Raw genomic sequence first — 25,371 nt, 5'->3', positions numbered from 1 at the left:
AAGGATCCGACCAAGACGGATGTCAGGCGCTAATCACGCTCCGCTGCCCGCCTGCGGACCGCCGATCCCCTCAGCTTTTCATTTCTTGTACGGCATTTCCGCCGTTCCGCGAAAGATGTGACACGGGACGAAGTAAAGGGTCCGATATCCCTGGTGGACGAATCGCGTCCACCACGGATCCGGGAGGAACCCGTGCTCGACAAGGTGGTACGCCGCGCCTCCGCGCTAGCGGCCGCGCCCGCGCTGCTCGCTCTGCCCGCCGCTCTGTTCGCGCTGCCGCACGCGGTGAACGCCCAGGGACCGGTGGTACCGGACCGGCCGCCGGGCCAGCCCACGCCGGTCGTCACCGACACGGTTCCGGAGCCGGCCACGACGTCACCCGGCCCGGCGACGACACCGCGCACCCCGGCCGCGCCGATCACGCCGAACGTCGAGGCCGCACCGGCCGGCGCGGCCACCCCGGACCCGGAGAAGGCCCGCGCCCGCAGCCTGATGCACCAGGTCGTCCGGCTGACCAACCGGGAACGCCGGGCGGCCGGCTGCCCCCGGGTCGGCCTGGACCACGAGCTGATCCTGGCGTCGGTGGCACAGAGCTACTACATGGCCCGGACCCGGCTGTTCAGCCACGTGTGGCGGGACGGCTCCACCTTCTCCATGCGGGCGCAGCGGGCCGGGTACCGCACCCCGGCCGGCGAGAACATCGCCTGGGGCTACCCGACCGCGCCCGAGGTGATGAAGGCGTGGATGGAGAGCCCGGGGCACCGCGCCAACATCCTGAACTGCGGGGCCAAGAAGATCGGCGCGGCCATCGTGTACGCGTCGGACGGCACGCCCTACTACACCCAGGTGTTCGGCTGGCGCTGAACCGGTTCGTCCGCGTCTAGAACTCGACGCCGACCAGCACCGGTTCGGGGTGCAGCTCGACGCCGAAGCGGTCGCGTACCCCGTCCCGGATGGTCCGGGCCAGGTCCAGCAGCGCGGCCGTGTCGCCCGAACCGCGGTTGGTCAGCGCCAGGGTGTGCTTGGTGGAGATCGAGACCCCGGCGCCGGCGAAGCCCTTCGGGAACCCGGCGTTCTCGATCAGCCAGGCCGCCGGGATCTTCACGGTGCCGTTCTCGCCCGGCCAGTGCGGCATGCCGCCACGGGTCGTGGTCAGCTCCGCGAAGAACGCGGCCGGCACCACCGGGTTGGTGAAGAACGAGCCCACCGACCAGGTGTCCCGGTCGGCCGGGTCGAGCACCATGCCCTTACCGGCGCGCAGCTGCAGGACCGTCTGCCGGGCCTGCGCCACCGGCACCCGGTCGCCGGCCTCGGCGCCCAGCTGCCGGGCCAGCTCGGCGTATCGGATCGGGGCGGAGAGCCCGTCGGTCGCCAGCCGGAAGTCGACCGCGGTGACCAGGTGACGGTCGCTGTGCTTGAACACGCTCGAGCGGTAGCCGAAACCGCACTCGGCCGGGGTCAGCACCAGCTGCTCGTCGGCGACCCTGTCGTAGGCGTGCACCGCCACGATGGTCTGCTCGACCTCCTGGCCGTACGCGCCGACGTTCTGGATCGGGGTGGCGCCGGCCGAACCGGGGATGCCGGACAGGCACTCGACGCCGGACCAGCCGTTCGCCACCGCGTACCCGACGAAGTCGTCCCACGGCTCGCCGGCGGCGACCCGGACCACGACCTCGCCGTCGCCCTCCGCCACCACCTCGACGCCGCGGTTGCGCAGCACCAGCACCTCGCCGTCGAAGCCCGCGTCACCGATCACCACGTTGCTGCCACCGGCCAGGATCAGGAACGGGCGTCCCTCGGCCGTGGCCTTACGCACCACGGCGACCGCTTCGTCCGTCTCGACAGCGGTGGTCACCGTGCCGGCCGGGCCACCTAGGCGTAGCGTCGTATATACCGCCAGCATTCGGTCCGCAGCCGGAACAGCGTCAGCCTCGGAGTTATCGTCAGTCAGATGATCGGCGTATGCGTCGGGCACGACGTTCACCCTAAGCTCATAGGGCAGAGTGATTCACCGGCGGTCCGGCCGAGCGGGAGACGACTGCGATGAACAGGTTGCACGGGACGAAGGACTTCTGGCTGGCGGCGCTGCGCGCCGACGGCCCGGCCCTGCGGGACGCCGTGGCCGAGACCGGTCCCGACGCTCCCGTGCCGGACGTCCCCGACTGGACCACCGGCGACCTGGCCCACCACGTCACCGGCCTGCTGCGCTGGGTCCGCGCCACGGTCACCCGCGGGGTGACCGACCGGCCCACGGTGGCGCCGGACGCGGACCCCCGGCCGAGCTGGGACGAGGCACTCGACCAGCTGCGCCGCGAGGTCACCGGCACGATCGAGACGCTCGAGGCGCTCGACCCGGACTACCCGGCGTGGAACTGGGCGCCCCAGCCGAAGAAGGCGGCCTTCTGGGACCGCCGGCTCGCGCACGAGCTGTCGGTGCACCGCTGGGACGCCGAGGCGGCCGCCGGGCGACCCACCCCGATCGAGACCAAGCTCGCCGCCGACGGGGTCGCCGAGATCCTGGACACCTGGCTGCCGGCCGGCAAGCGGCTGGGCCCCACCGACCTGCACGGCGTGGTCCACCTGGTCGGCACGGACGCCGAGACCGAGTGGTTCGTCCGGCTGCGCGGCAGCGGCATCGCCCTGCTGGACACCGGCACCATCCTCGACACCGACGACCACCACGCCCGAGCCAAGGCCACCGGCACCGCCAGCGACCTCCAGCTCACCCTGATGGGCCGCACACCCCTCACCCCTCCGGCCCAAACCGGCGACCCCCGCCTGTTCCAAGCCCTCCGCACCGGCTGACGGACCCCACTTCCTCACCGCTGGACGCGCCCCCACCCCGTGGAGGTTCGCGATTTGCCGTCGACGAGTTAGAGCCGATTTCTGGTACCCGCCGGGTTTGCGGGCACCGGAAATCGGCTCTAACTCGTCGACTTTCAGGGCAAATCGCCGCTGAGCGAAGCTCAGCAAATAGGTATAGTGAACCGGTTAAGTTCAGCGGATCAAGGAAGCGGTGAAGACATGACGGCAACCGTCACGTCCACGTCGGCGCAGCCGGCGCGTGCGGGGATCACCTTCCCCGACGGCTTCGTCTGGGGCGCGGCCACGGCCTCGTACCAGATCGAGGGTGCGGCGCGGGAGGACGGTCGCGGCCCGTCCATCTGGGACACCTTCAGCCGTACGCCCGGAAAGGTGTACGCCGGCCACACCGGCGACATCGCCTGCGACCACTACCACCGGTACGTCGACGACGTGGCGCTGATGGCCGACCTGGGGCTGGCCTCGTACCGGTTCTCGGTCGCCTGGCCCCGGATCCGCCCGGACGGCACCGGCCCGGTCAACACCAAGGGGCTCGACTTCTACGACCGGCTCACCGACGAGCTGCTCGCCAAGGGCATCGACCCGACCGTGACGCTCTACCACTGGGACCTGCCGCAGACCCTCGAGGACCACGGCGGCTGGACCAACCGGGCGACCGCCGAGGCCTTCGCCGAGTACGCCGAGATCGTGTACCGCCGGCTCGGTGACCGGGTGGCCACCTGGACCACGCTGAACGAGCCGTGGTGCTCGGCCTACCTCGGTTACGCGTCCGGCATCCACGCCCCCGGCGTCAAGGACCCGGCGGCGTCCCTGGCCGCCGTGCACCACCTGAACCTCGGTCACGGCCTGGCGACGCAGGCGCTCCGCGCGGCCGGCGCCCAGCGGGTCAGCATCACGCTGAACCCGTGCGAGGTCTACCCGGTCGACCCGGAGAACGCCGCAGACCGGGACGCCGCCCGCCTGATCGACGGCTTGGCCAACCGGATCTTCCTGGACCCGCTGCTGCGCGGCGAATACCCGGCGGACGTCCTCGAGCACGTCGCCCGGCTCACCGACCTGGCGTTCGTCCAGGACGGCGACCTGAAGATCATCAACCAGCCGATCGACGTGCTGGGGATCAACTTCTACAACCCGGCGTACGTCTCGGCGAAGCCCGGCGCCCCCGGCGCGCTGGACTACCCGGGCAGCGAGGGCATCGCGTTCCGGCCGCCGGTCGGCCCGGTCACCGACATGAACTGGCCGATCGAGCCGGCCAGCCTGACCCGGCTGCTCACCCGCCTGCACCGGGACTACCCGGGCACCCCAATGATGATCACCGAGAACGGCGCGGCGTTCCCCGAGGGCCCGGCGGCCGACGGCAACGTTCCCGACCAGCGCCGGATCGACTACGTCGACGGCCACCTGCGCGCCTGCCACGACGCCCTGGCTGCCGGAGTGGACCTGCGTGGATACTTCCTCTGGTCGCTGATGGACAACTTCGAATGGGCCGAGGGCTACAAGAAGCGCTTCGGTATCGTGCACGTCGACTACACGACGCAGCAGCGTGTGCTCAAGGACAGCGCCAAGTGGTACCGCGAGGTGATCCGGCGTAACGGGCTCGAGTAGCCCGCCTTTACTGAGGAGCGTTTTGTGACGACGCGGGAGCGCCCGACCCTGGAGGCGGTGGCCCGGCGCGCCGGGGTGTCCCGCGCGACCGTCTCCCGCGTCGTCAACGGCTCGACCACGGTGGCGGCCACCATCCGGGAGGCGGTCAACCACGCGGTCGAGGAGCTCGGGTACGTACCGAATCAGGCCGCCCGCAGCCTGGTCACCCAGCGCACCGACTCGATCGCGCTGATCCTGCCGGAAACGGCCAACCGGGTCTTCTCCGACGACCTGTTCTTCCCGGCCATCATCCGCGGCGTCGGGATGGAGCTGGAAGCGGCCGACAAGCAGCTCGTGCTGATGATGACCGGCTCCGAGGCCGGCCATCACCGCGTCGAGCGCTACGCGGTGGCCGGCCACGTCGACGGCGTCATGTTCGCCTCGATCCACGGCGCGGACCCGCTGCCCGGCGCGCTGGCCCGGCGCGGCATCCCGGTGATCTGCAGCGGCCGCCCGATGAACGCCGAACCCCCGGTTCCGTACGTCGACGTCGACCACGCCGGCGGAGTCGCCGCCGCGGTCCGCCACCTGATCGGAACCGGTCGCCAGCGGATCGCCACGATCGCCGGCCCGCAGGACATGGTCGCCGGGGTGGAACGCCTCGCCGGATACACCGACACGCTCCGCTCGGCCGGCCTGCCGGAGCTGGTGGTGGCCGGCGACTTCACCCGGGAGTCCGGGATCACCGGGATGCGCACACTGCTCGCCCAGGACCCGGCGCTGGACGCGGTCTTCGTCGCCTCCGACCTGATGGCGCACGGCGCGTTGCTGGCGCTGCGCGAGGCCGGACGGCGGGTGCCCGCCGACGTCGCGGTGATCGGCTTCGACGACTTCGAGATCAGCCGGTACAGCGACCCGCCGCTGACCACGGTCCGCCAGCCGATCGGCGAGATGGGCCGCACCCTGGCCCGCCAGATGCTCCGCCTGATCAGCGGCGAACCCGACGTACCGGAGTCGATAGTCCTCCCCACCGAACTGATCGTCCGCGACTCCGCCTGACCCCGCCACGGGCTTTCCACTACGCCCGGGCGCCGGCCACCGCGCGGGCTTTCCGCTACGCCCGGGCATCGGCCACGGCAGGGGATTTTCGCTACGGCTGGGTGCCGGCTACCGCGCGGGCGACCGCTGCGGTTTCGGCGCCGAACAGGACGAGGTACGCCGTACGCAGGTGCTCCGGCTCGGCCGCGCGCAGCACTCCCAGCGCCTGCCGGACCGCGTCCTCGACCGGCCAGCGGTAGATCCCCGCCGAGATCAGCGGAAAGGCCACCGTCTCGGCGCCCAGCCCGTCGGCCACCCGAAGCGAGTTCGCGTAACACGCCCGGAGCAGCTCGGACCGGTCCTCGGTCGCGCTGAACACCGGCCCGACGGTATGCACCACCCAGCGCGCCGGCAACCGCCCCGCCGTCGTCGAGACCGCCTGGCCGACCGGCAGCCCGCGACCGTATTTCGCCGCCCGCAACGCTCGCGTCTCCGCGAGGATCTCCGGCCCGCCCTTGCGATGAATCGCGCCGTCCACCCCACCCCCACCGAGCAGCGACGAGTTGGCCGCGTTCACCACCACGTCCACCCGCTGCCCAGTGATGTCCCCATCAACCAGCTCCACCCGCACAACAGCTCCCCCCATCCACCACCAACCCCACAGCGTGGGGACTTTCGGCGCCCCCACACCCAAACTCCCCACACAAACCCGCGACAACCACTGCGTGTGAAATTACGGCGCACCCCGCACCCAAACTCCCCACGCAAACCCGTGGCGAGCACTGCGTGGGGAGTTACGGCGCGCTCCGCACCCAAAGTCCCCACGCAAACCCGTGGCGACCACTGCGTGGGGAGTTACGGCGCGCTCCGCACCCAAAGTCCCCACGCAAGCCCGTGGCGAGCACTGTGTGGGGAGTTAGGGCGCGATCATGGCTTCACACGCTCCGCGCAGAGCCCACCCTCCCAGGGGGCTCCCCCTTGGACAGTGTGGTGGGGAGGGGGTTTGGGGTGGGGGTGGGGTGTGGATGGGCTTGGAGTGTGGAAATCGGGTTCAGTTTGGTTAGGGGGGGTGCCAGGGGGTTTTCCGTGACCAAAAGCGGACGTCGCCCCGGAGGGCTTCGCGTTCTGGACGCGCCAGCGGCCAGCGAAGCCCGCAGGGGTCCCGGCGGGAGCGACGGTCCGCACCACAGCGGACGCACGACAAAAAGCTCTTGATCTTGAGGGTGGTGACAACCGCCTACAGCGAGCTGACCGTGGTGATATGCACCGGTTTGCCGAGAGTGCGGCGGGCCAGCAGGGTCGCGCCGGCGATGGCCGCGGGCATCAGGAAGATGGCGCCGAGCGGGATCAGGAACGAGCAGAACACCGCGACCCCGAAGCCCAGCGTGAGCGGGACGTTCGTGGCGAGGGTGACGCGGCGGTGGCGCAGGCGCTGACCGCGACGCTGGAACGGGACGCCGGTGAGTTCCAGGGCGATCAGCCAGCCGCCGACCGCGGCGGCCAGGACCGGGATCACCGTCTGGCCGATCACCGGTACGAAACCGAGCGCGAACAGCGGAATGCCGGCCAGGATCGAGAGGCCGATCAGGCGGACCGAGTCGGCCAGGCTGCGGCGCAGCGAGCGCCAGAACCCGACCTCGACGGCGTCCGGCACCCCGCCGAAGCGGTCCTCGACCAGCTCGGAGATCTTCTCGTAGAACGGGTCGCCGATCAGCAGGGTGACCGCGGTGAACGTCAGGATGCCGAGCAGCAGGGTCAGGCCGAGCAGCCCGGCGCCGGCCAGCACCTCGACGAAGTCGCGCCAAAAACCGGTCCAGCCGTCGGCGAACCAGGTGACCTTGGCGGAGAGCTCGGGCAGGTAGCGGATCAGGACGACCAGCCCGATCGTGTAGAGCACGCCGGCGAGCAGCGCGGGGAGCAGACCCAGGCCGAGCAGCCGGGGGCTTCTCAGGACCAGGCCGAGCCCACGGCCGAGCAGCCCGGCACCGGTGGCGAATTGGCGAACCGCGGACACTGGCCGACTCGGATCTTCCTTCACGATCCGGCAGCTTAGTGGGACACGGCCAGCCGCACCCGCCCGGAACCCGACGCGGCCAGCCGCACCCGCCCGGAACCCGACGCGGTCGCCGCACCCGCTCGGAACCCGACCCGGTCGTCACACCCGGCCGGGACCTGGCGGGCTAGCGGAAACGGCGCCAGGAGCGGCGCGGCTCGTCGTCGTCGACCGGCGGTTCCGGGTCGAAGCTCGGCTCGGCGCTCTCCGAGTCGGTGGGGATCGGCTCCGGCGGGCCGGTGATCTGGGTCGGCGTCGGCACCGGAGGCTCGATCACGACCGGCGGTGGCGCGGAGGTCGTGGTGGTGACCGGAAGCGGCGAGCCGGGCACCGTGACGGTCTTGGTGATCACCCTGCTGCTGATCACCACGATCGGGGACGGTGTGGGGCCGGTCGTGGTGACCGGCCCGTTCGGGCGGGGCGGATGGGACGCGTAACCGCCGGTGGACGCGTCGGCAGTGATCGGGGCTCCGCCGAGGGCGTCGCTGCCACCGATGCCGCCGGCTTCCTGGGCCGCCACTGTCCGGGCAACAGGGGTGCCCAGGGCCCAGCCGACCACGACAGCGAACGGAAGACCGATCGCAATAACACCGATAAAAGCGGATTTAGGGGACAGGCGCACGCCGAGAACATCGCTCGAGAGCGGTAAAAGTTACGGCTTTCGGGGCATATAGCCACTAAATTGCCGGATCAGCTGTTCAGGAAAACCGAGATCCGGTCGCGGAGTTCCTGGCGGTTCGTCCAGAGGACCGTGGGGCGGTCGTACATCTGCAGATCCGCCCTGAGCAGGGTGGCGAGCCGCTCGGCCCAGCCCGACGGGTGCACCTCGTCGCCCTCACAGCCGATCACCAGCGCGCGCCCGCGGAACGCGCGGAGCAGGTTCTCGTCCGGCACCGCCGGCTCCGGCCAGAGCGTCTCGAGCTCGACCGCCAGGCCGTCCCGTTGCAACTGGTCGACCCGCTGCCGGAGATAGCTCCAGCCGGCCGGGGTGTTGCGCACCGAGGCGGGCAGCTCCGCCTCGACCGCGTCGGCGATCATCGCGGCCTCGCCGGACTCGACCGAGGCGAGCATCCGGTTCAGGCGCTGCACCGCGGCGTCCGAGCGCCGGCCGTCCAGCGGGGCGGGCAGGTAGAACACCGCGCGCTCGAACCGGTCCGGCGTCTCGGCGATCAGGCGGCACAACGCGCCCGCGCCCATGCTCACCCCGAGCGCCCGGGTCGCCCCGGACAGGTCGGCCACCCCGCGCAGGTCAGTGGCCAGGTCGCCGAAGCTCCACGGGCCGGGCGGGATGTCGGAGCGGCCGTGCCCGCGGAAGTGGAAGAACACCCGGCGGCCGGTGACCGCGCTGCCCAGCGGGCGGGTGCCGGCGATGTCCCCGGCCAGCCCGTGCGCGAAGACCGTCACCGGGTCGCCGGTGCCGGTGATCAGCTGCTCGACGCGGACACCGGAGGCCAGCGTGACCGTCTCGGTGGCCGGGCCCGGCAGCGTCGGCCGACCAGACTGCGGCCTGGTCCCGTCGCTGCGCTGCAGGCGCGGCCCACCGTCGGGCGGCGGCGGGCCGAAACGACCCCTCACCCGCGGGCCAGGGCCGGCCGGGCCACAACCAAAGGCCGCGCCACAACAAAGGGCCGCGCCACAACAGAAGGCAGCGCCACAACAGAAGGCAGCGCCACGACCGAAGGCCGGGTCATGACAGAGGGCAGGGTCACCAGAAGCCCTTGCCGTCGGCGATGTCCCGCAGGCCGGGACGCACGTCGAGAAGATAGATCAACGAGGCAGCGATGCCGACCAGGCCGAAGATGCCCAATGCGGACCTGCCGTACCACGTCAGCAGGGCGCAGATGCCGATGATCGCGGCCCAGGCGCCCTTCGGCAGCGTTCCGAGGGCCTGGAAGCCGGCGCCGCGCTGGGTCAGGCAGTGGATGAACGCCACGACCTCCAGGATCAGCGCGAACAGCAGGACCAGCAGCTCGATCCAGCCCTGCACGTCTCGGAAGAAAATAGGCGCCATGCCGGAGAGTCTATGCCGCGGGCCCCGGCGATGCCGGGGCCCGTCGATCATGTCGCGATGCTTACTCGGCCGGCTTGATCGTCGCCGGGGTGGGCTTGACGCGCTTGCGCGGCTTCGGGGTCGCCTCGGCGGACTCGACCGCCTTGGCCTCCTCGATCGCCGCCTCGACGGCCTGCGGCTGCTCGGTGGCCTCGATGTCGGCGTTGACGACCTCGGCGGTCTCGATGACGCCGCTGCCGACGACCTTCTCACCGCGGGCGACCAGAGCGGTGTACGCCGCGACCGCACGCTCCTGCGCGACCTGGGCGAACGTGCTGGCCACCGTGGTGGCGTTGGTGCGCAGCGCGTCGAAGTCCGTGGTGGCGGCCTTCTTCTGCAGCTCGGTGGCCTGAACGTTGGCGGTGCGCAGCGAGGCGACCGCGCGGTCGCTCAGCTCGGTCAGCACGGCCGGCAGCTTGCGCAGCTGCTGGTACGCGAGGTCACCGGCACCGGCGGCGGCGTACAGCGGGGTCGGGATCTTGGTCTTGGTCTGCTCGGTCATTTCGTCTCCTCGACGGTGATCGGGGTGGTCCGGGATGCGCCGGCCTCGTGCTCGTCCAGGTCCGCGGTCTCGGCCGTGGCGGAGGACGACGGTGCGAGCGGCGCGTTCCGAGAGTTCTCGTTGCGGAACGTCTCGTAGATCTGCGACAGGGACTGCTTCTGCGCGATCGTGAGCTCCGGGTCGACCGCGATGGCGGCCAGCACACCCAGCTGGCCCTCGCCGTCGAGCAGTCCGGCCCGCAGGTACATCGCGGGCGTTGACACACGCAGGGCGCTGGCGATCTGCTGCAGCACCTCGGCGCTCGGCTTGCGCAGGCCGTTCTCGATCTGGCTCAGGTAGGGGTTGCTCACCCCGGCCTTGTCGGCAAGCTGCCGGAGCGAGATCTTCGCGGTCTGCCTCAGGTCGCGGATGAACGTCCCGATGTCCTGGGGCAGGTCCTTGGGTGTGGCCATGTATTCGAAGTTAGCCCCGAGTGCTAGCTCCTGCAAGCAAACGCTTGCAAGAGCTAGCGTGAGACGAGTCACCAGGCCGCGCGGACCTCGCCGACCCGCAGACCGCCACCCAGCACCGGTTCGTCCAGCGGCGGCGCCTCGACGCCGAGCCGCCGCAGCGCCTCGAGCAGCACCGGCACCCGGGCCCGGGCCGCACCGTCGGAGATCTTGATGGCGATCCCGCCGGCGCCCGGCACCGCGGCCGCCACCACCCCGTCCGCGCCGCTCTTCATCAGCAGGCCTGGCACCTTGCCCATCAGCACGGTGTCCGGCGCGTCGGTGCCGGCGACCAGCTCCGGGTGCGCCCGCATGGCGTCCGCCACCCGCCGCTCCTGAGTGCCCGGTGCGGCCTCGACCAGACGCTGGAACGACCGGGCCAGCGCAACCGGCGAGATCGCCAGGACCGGCGCACCGCACCCGTCCACCCCGGCCGCCGCGATCGGCTCACCGGCCAGTTCGCTGACCGCCTCGGCGAGCGCCACCTGCAGCGGGTGCCGGGGATCGAGGTACGACGCCAGCGGCCACCCGTTGATCACACAGGTGGCCAGCATCCCGGCGTGCTTGCCCGAGCAGTTCATCAGGATCGGCTCGGCCGAGCCACCGTTGCGCAGCCAGGCGTTCCGCGGCGCCTCAGCGAACGGCAGCTGGGCCGGGCAGCCGAGCGCCTCGAGCCCCAGCCCGGCGGCGCCCAGGATGCCCCGCACCCGCTCCACGTGGAACGGCTCGCCGTCGTGACTGGCACTGATCATGGCGAGGTCGGTCTCCTCGCGCGGCACCAGGCCGTGGCGGAGCATCCCGACCGTCTGCAACGGCTTGTTCGACGACCGGGGGAAGAACGGGACCCCGGTCTCCCCGACACCCGGCCGGTCGGTGAAGGCGACCACACCGTGGTGCACGCTCTCCACGAAACCGGACCGGACCACCTCCGCGACAACGGTCACCGGGACGGCACTCCGAGCAGCTCACGGGCCTGGCTCGGCGACAGCGGCGGGCGCTGGGCGAGCTGGGCGAAACCGACCGCGCGGGCGACCAGCTGCATGTTCGACTCGACCGGGCGGCCCTTCGCGTACGTGACGGTGTCCTCCATGCCGACCCGCAGGTGCCCGCCGGCCGACAGCGAGGCCAGCATCACCGGCAGGGTGCTGCGGCCGATCCCGGTCGCCGAGAACGTGGTGCCCTCCGGCAGGTCCCGGATCACCTGCTCGCAGGCGACCAGCGCGGCCGCCGTGCCGGGCATCCCGCCCGGCACGCCCATCACCAGGTCGACGTGCACGTGGCCGCCGAACGGCAGCCCGTGCCGGCTCAGCAGCCGCTGCAGGGTGGTGAGCTGGCCCAGGTCGAAGATCTCGTACTCCGGCACGATGCCGCGCTCCTGCATCCGGGTGTGCAGGCCGACGATGAACTCCCAGCGGTTCAGGAACACGCCGTCACCGAAGTTGACCGTGCCCATCGTGCAGGAGGCCATCTCCGGACCGGCGTCCAGCACGGCCAGCCGGTCGGACTCCGGATCGGTCACCGCGCCGCCCGAGGAGAGCTGAACGATCAGCCCGGTCGACTCGCGCAACGCCGTGACGGTGGCACGCAGCCGGCCCTGGTCCAGGGTCGGCCGGGCCTGGGCGTCCCGGATGTGCACATGAATGATCGAGGCGCCCAGCGCCTCGCACTCCTTCGCGGTCGTTACCAGCTCATCCAGGGTCACTGGCAGGGCTGGCACAACCGCCTTGTCGCTCTCCGCGCCGGTCGGGGCGACGGTGATCAAGGTCCCGGTCATGCGGCCATCCTGCCACGAGAATCACGCGTCGATGGCGGCTGCCGACTCCCCCACGAGCAGGCGCGCGTCGTCCGGGACGTTGCGCTTGAGCACCGCCAGCGCGACCATGCCCAACTCGTGGTGCCGGACCCCGGTGCCGATGAACCCGATCGCCCGGCCGTCCAGCTCGACCGGCGTCCCCTGCACCGGCGGGTGGTCGGTGGCGATCCCGTCCAGGTGCAGCAGCACCAGGCGGCGCGGCGGCCGGCCCAGGTGGTGCACCCGGGCGATGGTCTCCTGACCGCGGTAACACCCCTTGTCCAGGTGCACGGCCGCGGCCTGGAACCCGGCCTCGGCGGGGATCGTCTTGTGGTCGGTCTCGTGGCCGAGCCGGGGCACCCGGGCCGCGACCCGGATCGCCTCGTACGCCCACAGGCCGGCCTGCGGCACGCCCAGCTTCTCGATCACCGCGTCCTTGGCGGCACGAGGGATCAGCAGGTCGACGCCGAGCGGGACCCGGCGGGCCAGGCCGCCCTCGAACGGGCGTACCGCGTAGTGCGACGTGGCCTCGGGCGGCACCGACCCGGCGGCGAACTTCGGACCCGGCACCGGGCTGACCCGCGGCTCGGCGAGATCGGGGAAGAGCGCGGCGGCGTCCGGGCCGACGAGCGACAGCACCGCGATCTCGGCGGTCGCGAGACGCGGCTCGACCTGGGTGAAGAAACGCATCATCTCCAGGTATTTCAGCAGCCCGGCCCCACTGCCGGGCTCGGTGTCCAGCCAGGCGGTCACCCCGTCGTCGGTGACAAAAGCGTGCTGCTCGACGTGCCCGTGGGGCGAGAGGACCAGGAGCTCACTGCCGTCCGAGATCTCGGACAGATGCTGAGTGGTCAGCGTGTGCAGCCAGCTCGCCCGCTCCACCCCCGGCACCGCGATCACGTCCCGGTTCGACCGGTCGACCAGGCCGACCGCGCTCTCCAGCAGCCGTTGCTCCCGCACCGGATCGCCGAGGTGCGCGGGCACGCCCGCGTCGGCCGAACCCGGGTCGAGATCCTCGATCATGACGATGCTCACTGGGACTCCTTGCACTTGCCGCAGACCCCGAACAGGGAGACGTGTCCGACATCGACCCGGAAGTCGCGTTCCTCGAGCAGCCGCGCACAGACCGGCGCCAGCACCACCGGGTCCATCTCCTCGATCGACCCGCAGGACCGGCAGACCAGGTGGACGTGCTGATGCTCGCCGGCCGCGTGGTAGGTGGGCGAACCGTGCGAGAGGTGGGTGTGATTGACCAGGCCGAGCTCTTCCAGCAGCTCCAGCGTCCGGTACACGGTGGTGATGTTGACACCGGCGACCCGTTCGAGGACCGCGTTGTGCACCGACTCGGGGGTCGCGTGGCCTAGCTCGTGCACCGCTTCCAAGATCAACTGGCGCTGCGGGGTGAGCCGCAGGCCGCGCTCACGGAGCATGGCGGCTAACGAAGTGGCGGACACTCCACGAGCATAGTTCGCTAGTTTCGAACAGATGACGGAGCGGATCCTGGTAACACCCGCCGATCTGCTCGGCGACGGGGTTTTCGAGACCCTGCACCTGCGGGAGTCCGGGCCCTGGCTGCTGCCCGAGCACCTGGGCCGGCTGGCCCGCTCGGCCGCGCTGCTCGACCTGCCCCCGCCGCCCGTGGTGGACGTCACCGCCGGCGCGGGCCGGACCGGCGCCATGCGGATCATCTACACCCGCACCCTGCTGCACGTCGGCGTCTCGGCGATCCCCGAGCAGGTGCTGCGGGAGCGCCGCGACGGCGTCCGGGTGCTCAGCGCCGGCCTCGGCGTCGCCGCCGGGCACCGTCCGCCCTGGTCACTGTCCGCGGCCAAGTCACTGTCCTACGCGAGCAACTTCGCGGCTCGCCGCTGGGCGGCGCGGCATCAGGCCGACGACGTGGTCTGGGTTTCCCTCGAGGGGTACGTCCTGGAAGCCACGACCGCCTCGGTCGTCTGGCTCTCCGGCGACGAACTCTGCACGGTCCCACCCGCCGAGGCGGGCATCCTGGACGGGATCACCGCAGCCCACCTGCTGTCGCTCGCCCCGTCCGCCGGCCTGCGCCCGGTGCACCGGATGGTCACGCTGCCCGAGCTGGCCACCGCCGACGCGATCTGGCTGACCTCGTCCCTGCGCGGCCTCGCCGAAGTGATCTCCCTGGACGGAACGGAGCGCCCACGATCACCGTGGACGCCCCGTTTCCTCGCCATGCTGGGCTTCTCTTCTTGATCAGCTCTTGATGAGCTCGACCAGCTCTTGATGAGCCTGATCAACCGCCGATGCGCAGCAGCCGCGCCGACATGTGCGGCGTCAGGTCGCTGTTGTCGATGGAGATCTCGTGCGCGTAGAGCAGCGCACCCTCGACCACCCCGAACAACCGGTGCCCGCCGGTGACGTGCAGACCGGACGGCGTGTACGCGACCGCGTCGGTGCCCATCTCCAGCCGGGTGGTGGCGGCCTTGCCCAGATAGAGCTCGGCGACGCCGTCCGGCCGGATCATCGTGGCTTCCATCTCGTCGCCGGGCCGGCCGTCGACCAGCACCGGCCGCCAGAACCCGGACTCGGTGAGCGCCTGACCGATCGGCGCCGACTCCTCGTCGAGCAGCCAGGACCGCGACTCGAAGCGCAGGAAGTCCCGCCCGTCGTGGCTGATCCGGATCTCCTGGGCGAAGTTGTAGTCCTCCGCCGCCGGGAATCCGCCCTGGCCACGGCCCCGCCACAGCCCGATGAACGGGAGCAGGCCGAGCAACGCCGGGTTCAGGTCCGGGCCCGACCGCAGGTCGTGGGTGTCCTCATAGGGGTAGGCGTCCACCGGCGGGGCGTTCAGCCACGGCGGCGGGTCCAAAGGAGTTTCCGTCGTCTCGCCGCTCACCAACGCCCCCTCGAAATTCGCACTGCCAGATAACCGAAACCGCCCGCCAGTCCGCCTATCGCGGCGACCAGCAGGCTCACGAACCCGATCTCTGTAACCATGTCCGGCCCATCCTATGCTGGCCCGCATGGCACGTTTGCTGGTCGTCAAGGCCACCGCCGGCGCGGACGCGCCGGAACGCTGCAACCAGGCCTTCAACGTGGCGACGACGGCGGCGACCGCCGGGGTCGACGTGTCGTTCTGGCTGACCGGCGAGTCCACCTGGTTCGCGCTGCCCGGCCGGGCCGCCGAGTTCGCGCTGCCGCACGCCGCGCCGCTGCCGGACCTGATCGAGGTGCTGCTCGAGGCCGGCCGGATCACCGCGTGCACCCAGTGCGTGGCCCGCCGCGACATCGGCCCGGCCGACGTCATCCCGGGCATCCGGATCGCCGGCGCCGCGGTGTTCGTCGAGGAGATCATGTCCGAGGGCGCCCAGGCCCTCGTCTACTGACGCTGGTTCTACGACTCGCAGGCGGTGGTCACGGCGACCTGCAGACGCTCACCGTTCGCGTCCACCACGACCGATGCGGATCCTTTTCGGTACGCCCAGCCGCCCGCCGAGGACCACACCACCGTCGTACCGGCGGGCACCCCGACCGGCCGATCCCCGCTCGCCCCGGCGGTCGCTCGATAGGTGGCCGCCACCCCGCCCTCGGGACACCCGGCCGACTCCACCGACACCTCGGCGGCGGCCGTCCCGCCGAGCGCCACCACAGTCTCGGTGAGCGTCGCGGGCGCCGGTCCCGCCGCCGGACCGGTCGCCGCCGTGGTCACCCCCGGCGGCCGGCATCCGGTGTCGGCCGACAGGGTCAGCACCTGATCGGCCGGTTCGGCGTGTGCCTCGACCGCGATGAAGTCACCGGCGTCGGCGTACAGCGCCAGCCGCGTCCCCGCCTTGGTCGGCACCACACCGGCCCGGTAGTCGCCGGGCAGCGCCGCCGCGACCTGGTCGAGGGCGGCCTCGGCCTGCCCCTGCGGCACGTACAGGAAAACGTCCTGCCCGGCCCGGCGCCCGTCGCGCACCGGGGTCAGCCGGCAGGTCTCGACGTGCGGCGCCCCGAGCCGGATCACCCACGGCCCGTTCTCGGCGGCGGCCAGCAAGGTCCCGGCCGCCTTCCGCAGCGGCGCCATCGCCTGCCCGGCGTCCCGCTGCTCGGGCACGGTCGCCGGATCGTTGCGCACCGACCACCACGACACCCCGGCGAGCACCACCACCCAGCCCGCCACCACCGCAAGCAGCCACCGACGCGTCCGCTTTGCCCCCGGCACCCCGAACCCGCTCCCCGGCCCCATCACGGCAGCCATGGTGACACGCGCCGGTCACAGCTCAAGGGCCACCCGCAGCGCCGTGTCCCCGTCGGCGCCGGAGACGACCGGCTCGATGAGCCGGTGTCATCGGAGGGCGGAGCGGTAGGCCGACGAGGTCAGGAAGCGGGCGATCACCTCGGCGCTGCCCGGGGTGAACGGGCGGTCCAGCACCTCGGCGGCCGGGACGAACAGCATCGCCGCGCCCTCGCCCAGCACCACGTCGGCCTGGGTGGCCGTGGTGCGGCCGTGGAAATAGTGCTTCTCCCGGTCCTGTGCCGGCAGGTCCTGGCGCTCGAAGAGCAGCAGCGGCTCGGCCGCGCGCACGCTCGCCTCCTCGAGCAGCTCCCGCTCGGCCGCCTCGGCAGGTGTCTCCCCCGCCTCGATCGCGCCGCCGGGCAGGCCCCAGACGTTCGGGTAATACGGCGCGAACTCGTCGCGCAGCTGCAGCAGCAACGCGCCGGTCGCGTCGACCAGGAACGTGCACGCGACCCGGATCACGACTTGGCCAGCCGGGTCAGCGCGCCGACCGCGACCTCGGGCCGGGTCGTATACCAGAACGGGGGCAGCGACTTGCGCAGGAACGCGCCGTAGCTGCGGGCCGTCTCCAGCCGCGAGTCGAGGACCGCGACCACACCCTTGTCACCTGTCGACCGGATCAGCCGGCCCACGCCCTGCGCCAGCCGGACCGCCGCGATCGGGACGCTCACGCTGGCGAAACCGGAGCCGCCGGCCGAGTCGACGGCGGCCGAGCGGGCCGCGGCCAGCGGCTCGTCGGGCCGGGGGAACGGCAGCCGGTCGATCACCACGAGCTGGCAGGAGTCGCCGGGCACGTCCACGCCCTGCCAGAGCGACATCACGCCGAACAGGCAGCTCGCCTTCTCCTCCCGGAACTTGCGGACCAGGATCGGCAGCGTCTCCTCGCCCTGCAGCAGGATCGGCAGGTCGGTCTTGGCGCGCAGCAGCTCCGCGGCCTGGGTCGCCGCCTTGCGCGAGGAGAACAACCCGAGAGTACGGCCGCCGAGCGCCTCGACCAGCCGCAGCAGCTCCTCGCCGGCGGCGTCCGGCAGCCCGGAGGCGGCGGGGCGGGGCAGGTGCGCCGCGACGTAGAGGATGCCCTGTTTCGGATAGTCGAACGGGGAGCCGACGTCCAGCGAGGTCCAGCCGTCGCCGGAGGACGCCTCCGCGGTCGGCGCGGGCAGGCCCAGCGACCGGGCCACCGTGTCGAACCGGCCGCCCAGGGTCAGCGTGGCCGAGGCGGCCACCACCGTCCGGTCCTCGTAGAGCGCCTGGGCGAGTGTGCCGGCGACCGAGAGCGGTGCGACCACCAGCGCGCGGCGGCCCGAGCCGAACTCGGATTTCTCCACCCAGGCGACGTCGTAGTCGTCCTCCTCGAGCAGCCGCTGGGCGGTCTTGGAGAGCTCGTCGAGCACCGCCTTGGCCTGCTGCTTGTTGACCGGGTCGGGATCGTCGGCCTTGATGTCGCCGATCGCGCTCAGGCCGGCCCGGGTGGCCGACTCGAGCAGGGTGACCGGCTGGCGCAGCGCGTCCGGCAGCCCGGCGGTGAGCCGGCCGGCCGGGATGTCGGCGAGCCCGACGGTGAGCGCGTCGGCCGCCTCGGCCAGCGACTCGGCGGCGGACGGCGGGATCATCGTGCGGGCGCGGCGGCCGGCCCGCTCGATCGCCTCCGGGGTGAGCTCGGCCTGCGAGGCCGAGGAGACCCGGTCGGCCAGCTCGTGCGCCTCGTCGACGACAAGCAGTTTGTGCGGCGGGATGATGTGCCGCTCGGCGAGCATGTCGACGGCGAGCAGGCTGTGGTTGGTGACCACGATGTCGGCCTCGCGGGCCCGGACCCGGGACGCCTCGGCGAAGCACTCCTGCCCATAGGGGCACCGGGCCGCGCCGACGCAGTCCCGCGCCGGCATCGAGACCGACTTCCAGGCGGCCTCGTCCACGCCCGGGTCGAGCTCGTCGCGGTCACCGGTCTGTGTCTTCTCCGACCAGGACCGGATCCGCAGGACCTGCTTGCCGAGCTTGCCCGCCTCGCCCAGCCACTGCCCGGCCTTGGGCGCGGGCGCGTCGTCGAACAGCGTGTCGGTCGGCGCCTCCGCGTCGACGTGCTCGAGCTTGGCCATGCAGAGGTAGTGGTGCCGGCCCTTGAGGACGGCGAACGAGGGCTTGCGCCCGAGCACCGGCTCGACCGCCGCGGCCAGCCGCGGCAAATCGTGCTCGACCAGCTGATTCTGCAGGGCCAGGGTGGCCGTGGAGACCACCACGGGGCCCTCCACCAGCAGCGCGGGGGTCAGATAGCCGAGGCTCTTCCCGGTGCCCGTGCCGGCCTGCACCAGCAGGTGCTCGCGGTCCTGGATGGCCTTCTCGATCGCCGCCACCATGGCCTGCTGACCTGGGCGGGTGGAGCCCCCGGGAACGGCGCCGACCGCGGCGGCGAGGAGCTGCTCGGCGGTCGCCTTTTTCTTGGTAGCTGCGGGCACCCAGGAACCGTACCCGGGACCACCGACAGAACCCGGTCACCGTTAGGGTGCACCCATGTCGAGCGAGATGGTCCGGGTCATCTACACCAAGTACGACGGATCAGCTCACCGTGACTATCCGGCCCGCCGCCTGGCCGAGGACGACCTCGGCGTCTGGGTCGGCGTGACGCACGGCACCGCGTCGGTCTACCACGGCCGGCCCTCCGTCGAGCAGATCCCGTTCATCCTGCTCATCCCGCGTGACTCCTGGTGGACCGGCATGTTCAACCCGCCGCCGCGGACCAGCGAGGTGTATTGCGACATCACCACCCCGGCCCGCTGGGAGGGTGACACCGTGCACATCATCGACCTCGACCTGGACGTGGTGCGCCGCCGCGAGTCCGGTCTGGTCGAGCTGCGCGACGAGGACGAGTTCGAGGAGCACCGGATCCTCTTCGGGTACCAGGACGACCTGGTCGGCCACGCCAACGCGGCCGCCCGGGAGCTGATGGTGAAGCTCGGCGACGGCACCGAGCCGTTCGCCACGCACTACCGCAAGCACCTCTCAGAGGTCACCGACTAGGCGGACCTTCTCCGGGTTCTGCTGGGTGAAGAGCCCGGTGATCCGGCCGTCCTCGACCGCGACGGTGAGCACCGCGAGCAGCAGCGCCCCGTCCGGGCGCCGGCCGCGCAGCAGCATCCCGGCGCCGCCCTCGACGAGCACCGGCGCCACCTCGAGGTCGGCCACGTCGGCCAGCCGGTGAGTGAGCAGGCCGTGGAAGAACCGGCCGACCTTCTCCGGGCCGAAGACCGGCCGCAGCGCGCTGCGCACCAGCCCGCCACCGTCGCTGATCGCGACCACGTCCGGCGCCAGCACCGCGGCCAGCGCGATCAGGTCACCGCTCTGCGCCGCGGTCAGGAACGCCGCCAGCACCCGGCGCTGCTCGGCCAGCCCGGCGGTGTGCCGCACCCCGCCGTCGGCCACCGCGCGCCGGCCCCGGGAGGCGTGCTGCCGGGCCGCCGCCGCCGTGGTGTCCAGCACCGTGGCGACCTCGTCGAACGGCACCCCGAACGCGTCGTGCAGCACGAACGCGACCCGCTGCTCCGGGGTGAGCCGCTCCAGCACCACCAGCAGCGCCACGCTGACCTGGTCGGCGCGCTCGGCGAACAGGGCCGGGTCGGCGTCCTGGTCGACGGTGAACGCGGGCAGCCACTCCCCCGGGTAGGACGTACGGCGTACCCGGGCGGAATTGAGCTGGTCCAGGCAGATCCGTGAGGTGACAGTGGTCAGCCACCCCCGCGCATCCCGCACGTCGGCCTGTTGCGCGAAGCGCAGCCAGGCCTCCTGGACGGCGTCCTCGGCCTCGGCCCGGTTGCCGATGATCCGGAAGGCGACCGCCGTCAGGTACGCGCGGTGGGTCTGGAACTCGGTGGCGGTCGGCGACGGCATGGGGCAATTCTGCGCGGCCTGCCCGGGGTCGGGTATCACCTGTGCCACAGTATGAAACGGCACATTTAGTACTATTAGGATGGGTGGGCGCACGTGCAGGACATGGCGACTCTCGCGGGCAGCCTCGCCGGACTCGCCGGCGCGGGCGGCGCCATGTCGGTCGCCCTGGCCCGCCGGCCCCGGACCTGCCTCCCCCAGGGGCACGCCCTGATCCCGGACCGGCTCACCGACCCGCTGCCGCCGGTGCTGCGGCTCGGCCTGGGCGGGATGACCGTGCGGGTGGTCCCCGGCCCGCACGGCGAGCTGTTCCTCGGCCCCGGCGACCCGCAGCCCGGCCGTACCCTGCGCCGGCTCGTGCTGGCGCCGCTGTTCACCCGCGCCCAAGCCACCGCCGGGCGGCTCTGGCACGACCAGCGCGCCCCGTTCCAGCTGGTCGTCGAGTTCACCGGGCCGAACCGGGACACCGACTCGCTGCTGCGCGCCTACCGGATGCTGGACCAGCAGCTGCGCGACCACGCGCCCCTGCTCAGCCGCAGCGCCGGCGGCGAGTTGACGCCGGGCGTGGTGACCGTGACGGTGGCCGGCATCGTGAACGTCCGCGACCTGCTCGCCGCCCAGCCGGTCCGGTACGCGTTCGCCGAGGGTTCCTTCGAGGACCTGGACCTGGACCCGGCCTGCGCCGCCCCGCCCGAGCTGGCACCGGTGCTCACCGAGTCGTGGACCCGCCGGTTCGGCTGGGACGGCTGCGAGCCGATCACCGCCGAGGAGCGCCACCAGCTGCACGCGCTGGTCCAGGCGGCACACGCGGACGGCCGCACGGTACGGATCAGCGGCCTGCCGGACGGCTCCCGCCGGGCCCGGGCCGCGATCTGGGCGGAGCTGAGCGCGGCCGGCGTGGATGTGATCGCCGACACCGACCTGCACGGACTGGCCAAGCACCTGCGGAAACACCCCACCGGCCAGGCCACCCGGGCTGAGCTGCCGGTTCGGGCCCCGCGTCCGGGCGCGTCCCGGCCGCACGCGGGGCCGGTTTAGCACCGTGTCGAAAGGGTGAACTCCCGGGGACCGATAGCATGCCTGCGGAGATCAAGCGAACCTGTCAATCGAGGTCCCTGCCGTGAAGTTCTCATTCCGTCCCGTAGAGGGCGTCTTCTACGACCTCTTCACCAAGGCCTCGCTCAACCTGGTGAAGGGCACCGAGCTGCTCAATGAGCTGACCCTGCCCGGCGTCGACGTGCAGTCGGTCAGTGAACGGCTGAGCGACGTCGAGCACGACAGCGACGCGATCACCCACGAGCTGTACAAAAAGATCAACTCCACGTTCATCACGCCGTTCGACCGGGCCGACATCTATTCGCTCGGCTCCCAGCTGGACGACGTGATGGACCACCTGGAGGCGGTCGGCAACCTGCTCTACCTGTACGGGCTCACCGAGCTGCCGTCGCTGCCCCGGGAGATGCACGAGCTGATCACGGTGCTCGACCAGCAGGCGAAGATCACCTCTGAGGCGATGCCGCGGCTGCGCTCGATGAAGAATCTCGAGGACTACTGGATCGAGATCAACCGGCTGGAGAACGACGGTGACCGGGCGTACCGGATGCTGCTGGTCCGGCTGTTCTCCGGCGAGTACGACGCGCTGACCGTGCTGAAGATGAAGGAGGTCGCCGACGAGCTGGAGGCGGCCTGCGACGCGTTCGAGCACGTGGCGAACACTGTCGAGACCATCGCCGTCAAGGAGTCCTGAGCTTGTCTCCGGAACTCGTCGCCGTCCTGGCGGTGATCCTCGCGGCGATGGTGTTCGACTACACCAACGGCTTCCACGACGCGGCGAACGCGATCGCGACAAGCGTCAGCACCCGCGCGCTCACCCCGCGGGTCGCCCTGGCGATGGCCGCGGTCGGCAACTTCGTCGGCGCCCACCTCGGCACCAACGTCGCCAAGACGGTCGGCGACGGCCTCGTCGACCTGCCGATCGGCATCCCCAGCCTGGGCATCATCTTCGCCGGCGTGCTCGGCGCGATCGCCTGGAACCTGGTCACCTGGTATTTCGGCCTGCCGTCCAGCTCGTCGCACGCGCTCTTCGGCGGGCTGGTCGGCGCGACCGTGGTCGCCAGCATCGGCAGCGTCCAGTGGACCACCATCCTCACCAAGGTGCTGGTCCCGATGGTGCTCTCCCCGGTGGTCGGCCTGATCCTCGGTTTCCTCTTCATGGTCGGCCTGATGTGGGCGTTCCGGCGCGGCCACCCCGGCAAGCTGAACCGCGGTTTCCGGCACGCGCAGACCGTCTCCGCCGCGATGATGGCGATCGGTCACGGCGTGCAGGACGCGGCGAAGACCATGGGCATCGTGGTGCTGGCGCTCTACACCGGCGGGTTCCAGGACAACGCCACGGACATCCCGCAGTGGGTCTACTGGGCGTCCGCCACGATGCTGGCGGCCGGCACGTACACCGGCGGCTGGCGCATCATCCGCACGCTGGGCCGCAAGATCATCGACCTGGGCCCGGCCGAGGGCTTCGCCGCCGAGACGGTCGCCAGCTCGGTCCTGTACTTCAACGCCTGGGTCCTGAACGCCCCGATCTCGACCACCCACACGATCACCTCAGCGATCATGGGCGTCGGCGCGACGAAACGCCTGAGCGCGGTCCGCTGGAACGTCGCCGGCAACATCGTGATCGCCTGGATCACCACGTTCCCCGCCGCGGCCCTGCTCGCCTGCATCTTCTACTTCGTCACCAGGCCGCTGTTCGCATAAGCCCTTTCCGGTACGGACGCGAGGCCCGCGCCGCTCCGGACCGCGGCGCGCCACCGGGCTTTGGCTGGCTCTCAGGGGTGTCTCCGCAGCGCGGAGACACCCCTGAGGCACAGCCGGGACCGTGAGCCGCGCCGCGGTCCGGAGCGGGCCGCGGTCTCGCGGTGGCCTCACGGGCGGGACGTGGCTCGTAGCCTGCGGGCGAGCGCTCGGTATTCGTACCAAATGGGGTTCAGTAAGTGACGCCCACCTGGTCGCGGATCGAATCGAGGAGGTTCATCACCTCGAGGGTGGTGGTCTGGGTGACCAGCGGGCTCTCCAGCTCTCCGGCGGCCAGGCAGCGCTGCACCTCGGCGGCCTCGAACTGGTAGCCGCTGCCCGGGAAGTCGAACTCGTACGTCTCGGGGGCCTTGTCCGGGCGGCTCAGCGTGAACGAGCGCGGCACCATGAAGCCCGGCGGGATGTCGATCCGGCCCTCGGTGCCGGTGATCGACGCGGCGTTGCGGCTGGCACCGTTGATGCTGCAGGTCAGCGCGGCGATCGCGCCGGACTGCCAGCCGAGCAGGACACCGGTGTGCTCGTCGACGCGTTCCGGGGTCAGGTGCGCCCAGGCCTGCACCGAGGCGGGCGAGCCGAGGATCAGGTGGGCCAGGTGGATCGGGTAGACGCCGAGGTCGAGCAGCGCACCGCCGCCCAGCTCGGGGGCGCGCAGCCGGTGGTCGGCGGCGAACGGTCCCTGCAGACCGAAGTCGGCGTGGATCGCGCTGACCCAGCCGATCGCACCCTCCTCGATCAGCTCAGTGATCTTGCGGATGGCCGGGTTGCAGCGCATCCACATCGCCTCCATCAGGAACACCCCGCGGGCGCGGGCCGCCTGCACCAGCTGGGCCGCGGACGCCAGGTCCAGCGTGATCGGCTTCTCGACCAGCACCGCCTTGCCGGCCTCGATGCACTCCAGGGCGCCGGCCAGGTGGAACGCGTGCGGGGTGGCGATATAGACCACGTCGACGTCGGGGTCGGTGGCCAGGGCGGTGTAGGAGCCGTGGGCGCGGGCGAAGCCGTACCGCTCGGCGAACGCGTCGGCGGTCGCCTGGTTGCGTGAGCCGACCGCGGCGAGCTCGGCCCCCGGCACCAGTGGAAGGTCAGCGGCGAAGGTCGCGGCGATCCCGCCGAGTCCGAGAATGCCCCAGCGAACGTTCTGTCCCGTCATGATCGTTACCGTATCGCCCGCGGCGGCACCGGTGGCAGGTTCACGCGTGGCAGGATCGACCGGTGACCGAGCCGATCCCGCTTTCCATGCCGCTCCCCGCCGCGATGATGAAACGGGCCCGGGACTTCACCGGTCCGGCCGTGCCGGCCCGCCCGGCCGCCACCGTGGTCCTGCTGAGGCCGTCCGGTCCCGGTTTTCAGGTGTACGTCCTGCGCCGGATGACCACGATGGCCTTCGGCGGCGTGTACGCGTTCCCGGGCGGTGGCGTCGATCCGTCGGACCGCCCCGAGACGCTGCGCGACGACTGGGCGCAGCGACTGGGCGTCCCGGAGGACCAGGCCCGGGCCGTGGTCGGGGCGGCGGCCCGGGAGCTCTTCGAGGAGGCCGGTGTGGTGCTGGCCGGCCCGGCGGCGGAACCGGACCGGACGGTCGCCGACGTCGACGATCCGACGTGGGAGTCGGACCGGGCCGCGGTGCTGCGCCGCGAACTGACCATGGCCGAGCTGCTGGAACGGCGCGGGCTGCGACTGCGGGACGACCTGTTGCTGCCGTGGGCGCGGTGGGTGACACCGGAGTTCGAGCCGAAGCGGTTCGACACGTGGTTCTTCGTGGCGTTGCTGCCGGAGGCACAGGAGGCTCGGGACGTGTCCGGGGAGGCCGATCGGACCGCGTGGATCGATCCGGCGAAGTCGGCGGAGCTGCCGATGTTGCCGCCTACGAGGCACACGGTGGCTCAGATCGCGGCGGCGCTGAGCATTGCGGGGGTGGTGGCGGCTTCGGCGGGGCGGGACGCGGCCAATCCGGTGATGCCTCGGATCGAGATCGGTACGGACGGGACGGCGACGCTCACGCTGTAGCGGGGGTGTCGTGGGGGCGGTGGGGGGTGCGTGGGCGGCACGGGCACGCGATCAGGGTGACGCGGGGGTGGTGCCGGAACGCGGACGGG

29 protein-coding genes and 1 pseudogene are annotated in these 25,371 nt (G+C 71.7%); 11 read left to right on the top strand and 19 right to left on the bottom strand.

The window, feature by feature from the left end:
- Positions 1–153: 153 nt before the first annotated feature.
- Complete coding sequence (locus Apa02nite_RS35295) at positions 154–864, top strand: CAP domain-containing protein (RefSeq protein ID WP_232344827.1); 711 nt, start codon at positions 154–156, stop codon at positions 862–864.
- 16 nt (positions 865–880) lie between these two features.
- On the opposite strand, the gene Apa02nite_RS35290 is transcribed toward Apa02nite_RS35295, so the two are convergent.
- Positions 881–1,975, bottom strand: coding sequence for a UDP-N-acetylmuramate dehydrogenase (locus tag Apa02nite_RS35290; protein WP_373873079.1), 1,095 nt, complete (start codon positions 1,973–1,975; stop codon positions 881–883).
- 68 nt (positions 1,976–2,043) lie between these two features.
- Between Apa02nite_RS35290 and Apa02nite_RS35285 the strand changes: the two genes are divergently transcribed.
- The 3 genes from Apa02nite_RS35285 (at position 2,044) to Apa02nite_RS35275 (ending at position 5,466) form a co-directional block, all read left to right on the top strand.
- The gene (locus tag Apa02nite_RS35285; protein WP_203828934.1) at positions 2,044–2,805 is read left to right on the top strand and encodes a maleylpyruvate isomerase family mycothiol-dependent enzyme; all 762 of its coding nucleotides are present in this window, start codon (positions 2,044–2,046) and stop codon (positions 2,803–2,805) included.
- A 219-nt stretch (positions 2,806–3,024) separates the two neighbouring features.
- Entirely contained in the window at positions 3,025–4,428 is a 1,404-nt protein-coding gene (locus tag Apa02nite_RS35280) for a GH1 family beta-glucosidase (RefSeq protein WP_067702621.1), read from the top strand.
- 24 nt (positions 4,429–4,452) lie between these two features.
- Complete coding sequence (locus Apa02nite_RS35275; RefSeq protein ID WP_067702618.1) at positions 4,453–5,466, top strand: LacI family DNA-binding transcriptional regulator; 1,014 nt, start codon at positions 4,453–4,455, stop codon at positions 5,464–5,466.
- Between the two features lie 91 nt (positions 5,467–5,557).
- Here the strand turns inward: Apa02nite_RS35275 and Apa02nite_RS35270 are convergent, their stop codons facing one another.
- The 11 genes and pseudogenes from Apa02nite_RS35270 to Apa02nite_RS35220 form a co-directional block, all read right to left on the bottom strand.
- The gene (locus Apa02nite_RS35270) at positions 5,558–6,076 is read right to left on the bottom strand and encodes an O-acetyl-ADP-ribose deacetylase (protein WP_203828933.1); all 519 of its coding nucleotides are present in this window, start codon (positions 6,074–6,076) and stop codon (positions 5,558–5,560) included.
- A 606-nt stretch (positions 6,077–6,682) separates the two neighbouring features.
- Complete coding sequence (locus Apa02nite_RS35265; RefSeq protein ID WP_203828932.1) at positions 6,683–7,459, bottom strand: EI24 domain-containing protein; 777 nt, start codon at positions 7,457–7,459, stop codon at positions 6,683–6,685.
- Between the two features lie 166 nt (positions 7,460–7,625).
- Complete coding sequence (locus Apa02nite_RS35260) at positions 7,626–8,057, bottom strand: hypothetical protein (RefSeq protein ID WP_203828931.1); 432 nt, start codon at positions 8,055–8,057, stop codon at positions 7,626–7,628.
- A gap of 131 nt (positions 8,058–8,188) precedes the next feature.
- The gene (locus Apa02nite_RS35255; RefSeq protein WP_067686307.1) at positions 8,189–9,073 is read right to left on the bottom strand and encodes an alpha/beta fold hydrolase; all 885 of its coding nucleotides are present in this window, start codon (positions 9,071–9,073) and stop codon (positions 8,189–8,191) included.
- Between the two features lie 130 nt (positions 9,074–9,203).
- Complete coding sequence (locus Apa02nite_RS35250; RefSeq protein WP_232343951.1) at positions 9,204–9,509, bottom strand: DUF2516 family protein; 306 nt, start codon at positions 9,507–9,509, stop codon at positions 9,204–9,206.
- Between the two features lie 61 nt (positions 9,510–9,570).
- Positions 9,571–10,050 carry a hypothetical protein gene (locus Apa02nite_RS35245; protein WP_067686301.1) on the bottom strand — a complete coding sequence of 160 codons (480 nt, stop codon included), beginning with the start codon at positions 10,048–10,050 and terminating at the stop codon, positions 9,571–9,573.
- A gap of 101 nt (positions 10,051–10,151) precedes the next feature.
- A pseudogene (locus Apa02nite_RS35240) lies at positions 10,152–10,502 on the bottom strand (helix-turn-helix domain-containing protein); the annotation flags it as partial.
- 68 nt (positions 10,503–10,570) lie between these two features.
- The gene (locus Apa02nite_RS35235; protein WP_203828930.1) at positions 10,571–11,482 is read right to left on the bottom strand and encodes an asparaginase; all 912 of its coding nucleotides are present in this window, start codon (positions 11,480–11,482) and stop codon (positions 10,571–10,573) included.
- Positions 11,479–12,312 (bottom strand): beta-keto acid cleavage family enzyme, encoded by an 834-nt coding sequence (locus tag Apa02nite_RS35230; protein WP_203828929.1) that lies wholly within the window; start codon positions 12,310–12,312, stop codon positions 11,479–11,481. Before Apa02nite_RS35230 ends, Apa02nite_RS35235 begins: the two co-directional genes overlap by 4 nt.
- 21 nt (positions 12,313–12,333) lie before the next feature.
- Positions 12,334–13,353, bottom strand: coding sequence for a CAF17-like 4Fe-4S cluster assembly/insertion protein YgfZ (gene ygfZ / locus Apa02nite_RS35225; protein WP_067686318.1), 1,020 nt, complete (start codon positions 13,351–13,353; stop codon positions 12,334–12,336).
- 8 nt (positions 13,354–13,361) lie between these two features.
- Positions 13,362–13,760, bottom strand: coding sequence for a Fur family transcriptional regulator (locus Apa02nite_RS35220; protein WP_083970996.1), 399 nt, complete (start codon positions 13,758–13,760; stop codon positions 13,362–13,364).
- Positions 13,761–13,815: 55 nt separating this feature from the next.
- Here Apa02nite_RS35220 and Apa02nite_RS35215 point away from each other — a divergent pair, with 55 nt between their 5' ends.
- Positions 13,816–14,556, top strand: coding sequence for an aminotransferase class IV (locus Apa02nite_RS35215; protein WP_203828928.1), 741 nt, complete (start codon positions 13,816–13,818; stop codon positions 14,554–14,556).
- 40 nt (positions 14,557–14,596) lie between these two features.
- Here the strand turns inward: Apa02nite_RS35215 and Apa02nite_RS35210 are convergent, their stop codons facing one another.
- Both Apa02nite_RS35210 and mtfM read right to left on the bottom strand, forming a co-directional pair.
- The gene (locus Apa02nite_RS35210; RefSeq protein ID WP_067686315.1) at positions 14,597–15,199 is read right to left on the bottom strand and encodes a heme-binding beta-barrel domain-containing protein; all 603 of its coding nucleotides are present in this window, start codon (positions 15,197–15,199) and stop codon (positions 14,597–14,599) included.
- Complete coding sequence (mtfM, locus tag Apa02nite_RS52025; RefSeq protein WP_269748318.1) at positions 15,196–15,300, bottom strand: small membrane protein MtfM; 105 nt, start codon at positions 15,298–15,300, stop codon at positions 15,196–15,198. The genes Apa02nite_RS35210 and mtfM overlap by 4 nt, the downstream gene beginning before the upstream one ends.
- 14 nt (positions 15,301–15,314) lie before the next feature.
- Here mtfM and Apa02nite_RS35205 point away from each other — a divergent pair, with 14 nt between their 5' ends.
- Positions 15,315–15,689: a DsrE family protein gene (locus Apa02nite_RS35205; RefSeq protein WP_067686286.1), complete on the top strand. Its 375-nt coding sequence runs from the start codon at positions 15,315–15,317 to the stop codon at positions 15,687–15,689.
- 8 nt (positions 15,690–15,697) lie between these two features.
- Here Apa02nite_RS35205 and Apa02nite_RS35200 read toward each other — a convergent pair whose 3' ends face one another.
- The 3 genes from Apa02nite_RS35200 to Apa02nite_RS35190 form a co-directional block, all read right to left on the bottom strand.
- Positions 15,698–16,468 (bottom strand): hypothetical protein, encoded by a 771-nt coding sequence (locus tag Apa02nite_RS35200; protein WP_203828927.1) that lies wholly within the window; start codon positions 16,466–16,468, stop codon positions 15,698–15,700.
- 162 nt (positions 16,469–16,630) lie between these two features.
- Entirely contained in the window at positions 16,631–17,044 is a 414-nt protein-coding gene (locus tag Apa02nite_RS35195) for an NUDIX domain-containing protein (protein WP_203828926.1), read from the bottom strand.
- A complete protein-coding gene (locus Apa02nite_RS35190) occupies positions 17,041–19,035 on the bottom strand; it encodes an ATP-dependent DNA helicase (RefSeq protein WP_067686277.1) in 1,995 nt (664 codons plus the stop codon). The genes Apa02nite_RS35195 and Apa02nite_RS35190 overlap by 4 nt, the downstream gene beginning before the upstream one ends.
- 55 nt (positions 19,036–19,090) lie before the next feature.
- Between Apa02nite_RS35190 and Apa02nite_RS35185 the strand changes: the two genes are divergently transcribed.
- Positions 19,091–19,597, top strand: coding sequence for a DUF402 domain-containing protein (locus Apa02nite_RS35185; protein WP_203828925.1), 507 nt, complete (start codon positions 19,091–19,093; stop codon positions 19,595–19,597).
- On the opposite strand, the gene sigJ is transcribed toward Apa02nite_RS35185, so the two are convergent.
- Positions 19,580–20,464, bottom strand: coding sequence for an RNA polymerase sigma factor SigJ (sigJ, locus tag Apa02nite_RS35180; RefSeq protein WP_203828924.1), 885 nt, complete (start codon positions 20,462–20,464; stop codon positions 19,580–19,582). The two genes, Apa02nite_RS35185 and sigJ, sit on opposite strands and share 18 nt — an antisense overlap.
- Before the next feature lie 102 nt (positions 20,465–20,566).
- Here sigJ and Apa02nite_RS35175 point away from each other — a divergent pair, with 102 nt between their 5' ends.
- The 3 genes from Apa02nite_RS35175 (at position 20,567) to Apa02nite_RS35165 (ending at position 23,218) form a co-directional block, all read left to right on the top strand.
- The gene (locus Apa02nite_RS35175) at positions 20,567–21,499 is read left to right on the top strand and encodes a PI-PLC domain-containing protein (RefSeq protein ID WP_203828923.1); all 933 of its coding nucleotides are present in this window, start codon (positions 20,567–20,569) and stop codon (positions 21,497–21,499) included.
- 82 nt (positions 21,500–21,581) lie between these two features.
- Positions 21,582–22,208 carry a DUF47 domain-containing protein gene (locus Apa02nite_RS35170; protein WP_067686269.1) on the top strand — a complete coding sequence of 209 codons (627 nt, stop codon included), beginning with the start codon at positions 21,582–21,584 and terminating at the stop codon, positions 22,206–22,208.
- A 2-nt stretch (positions 22,209–22,210) separates the two neighbouring features.
- On the top strand, positions 22,211–23,218 hold the full coding sequence (locus tag Apa02nite_RS35165) for an inorganic phosphate transporter (RefSeq protein WP_203828922.1): 1,008 nt from the start codon (positions 22,211–22,213) through the stop codon (positions 23,216–23,218).
- Positions 23,219–23,447: 229 nt separating this feature from the next.
- Here Apa02nite_RS35165 and Apa02nite_RS35160 read toward each other — a convergent pair whose 3' ends face one another.
- Positions 23,448–24,425, bottom strand: coding sequence for a Gfo/Idh/MocA family protein (locus tag Apa02nite_RS35160; RefSeq protein ID WP_203828921.1), 978 nt, complete (start codon positions 24,423–24,425; stop codon positions 23,448–23,450).
- Between the two features lie 107 nt (positions 24,426–24,532).
- Here Apa02nite_RS35160 and Apa02nite_RS35155 point away from each other — a divergent pair, with 107 nt between their 5' ends.
- Positions 24,533–25,282, top strand: a complete 750-nt coding sequence (locus Apa02nite_RS35155; protein ID WP_203828966.1) for an NUDIX hydrolase — start codon at positions 24,533–24,535, stop codon at positions 25,280–25,282.
- Positions 25,283–25,371 lie beyond the last annotated feature (89 nt).

It is taken from the genome of Actinoplanes palleronii (assembly GCF_016862315.1).
Classification (GTDB): domain Bacteria; phylum Actinomycetota; class Actinomycetes; order Mycobacteriales; family Micromonosporaceae; genus Actinoplanes; species Actinoplanes palleronii.
This window is presented reverse-complemented; position numbering and strand designations above follow the sequence as displayed.

Bases quoted from the DNA above. Each gene is read 5' to 3' on its own strand.
- ygfZ (WP_067686318.1), bottom strand. From the start codon at position 13,353: ATGATCGAGGATCTCGACCCGGGTTCGGCCGACGCGGGCGTGCCCGCG.
- Apa02nite_RS35215 (WP_203828928.1), top strand. From the start codon at position 13,816: ATGACGGAGCGGATCCTGGTAACACCCGCCGATCTGCTCGGCGACGGG.
- Apa02nite_RS35285 (WP_203828934.1), top strand. From the start codon at position 2,044: ATGAACAGGTTGCACGGGACGAAGGACTTCTGGCTGGCGGCGCTGCGC.
- Apa02nite_RS35205 (WP_067686286.1), top strand. From the start codon at position 15,315: ATGCTGGCCCGCATGGCACGTTTGCTGGTCGTCAAGGCCACCGCCGGC.
- sigJ (WP_203828924.1), bottom strand. From the start codon at position 20,464: ATGCCGTCGCCGACCGCCACCGAGTTCCAGACCCACCGCGCGTACCTG.
- Apa02nite_RS35175 (WP_203828923.1), top strand. From the start codon at position 20,567: ATGGCGACTCTCGCGGGCAGCCTCGCCGGACTCGCCGGCGCGGGCGGC.
- Apa02nite_RS35220 (WP_083970996.1), bottom strand. From the start codon at position 13,760: ATGCTCCGTGAGCGCGGCCTGCGGCTCACCCCGCAGCGCCAGTTGATC.
- Apa02nite_RS35155 (WP_203828966.1), top strand. From the start codon at position 24,533: ATGAAACGGGCCCGGGACTTCACCGGTCCGGCCGTGCCGGCCCGCCCG.
- Apa02nite_RS35185 (WP_203828925.1), top strand. From the start codon at position 19,091: ATGTCGAGCGAGATGGTCCGGGTCATCTACACCAAGTACGACGGATCA.
- Apa02nite_RS35230 (WP_203828929.1), bottom strand. From the start codon at position 12,312: ATGACCGGGACCTTGATCACCGTCGCCCCGACCGGCGCGGAGAGCGAC.
- mtfM (WP_269748318.1), bottom strand. From the start codon at position 15,300: ATGGTTACAGAGATCGGGTTCGTGAGCCTGCTGGTCGCCGCGATAGGC.
- Apa02nite_RS35280 (WP_067702621.1), top strand. From the start codon at position 3,025: ATGACGGCAACCGTCACGTCCACGTCGGCGCAGCCGGCGCGTGCGGGG.
- Apa02nite_RS35245 (WP_067686301.1), bottom strand. From the start codon at position 10,050: ATGACCGAGCAGACCAAGACCAAGATCCCGACCCCGCTGTACGCCGCC.
- Apa02nite_RS35160 (WP_203828921.1), bottom strand. From the start codon at position 24,425: ATGACGGGACAGAACGTTCGCTGGGGCATTCTCGGACTCGGCGGGATC.
- Apa02nite_RS35250 (WP_232343951.1), bottom strand. From the start codon at position 9,509: ATGGCGCCTATTTTCTTCCGAGACGTGCAGGGCTGGATCGAGCTGCTG.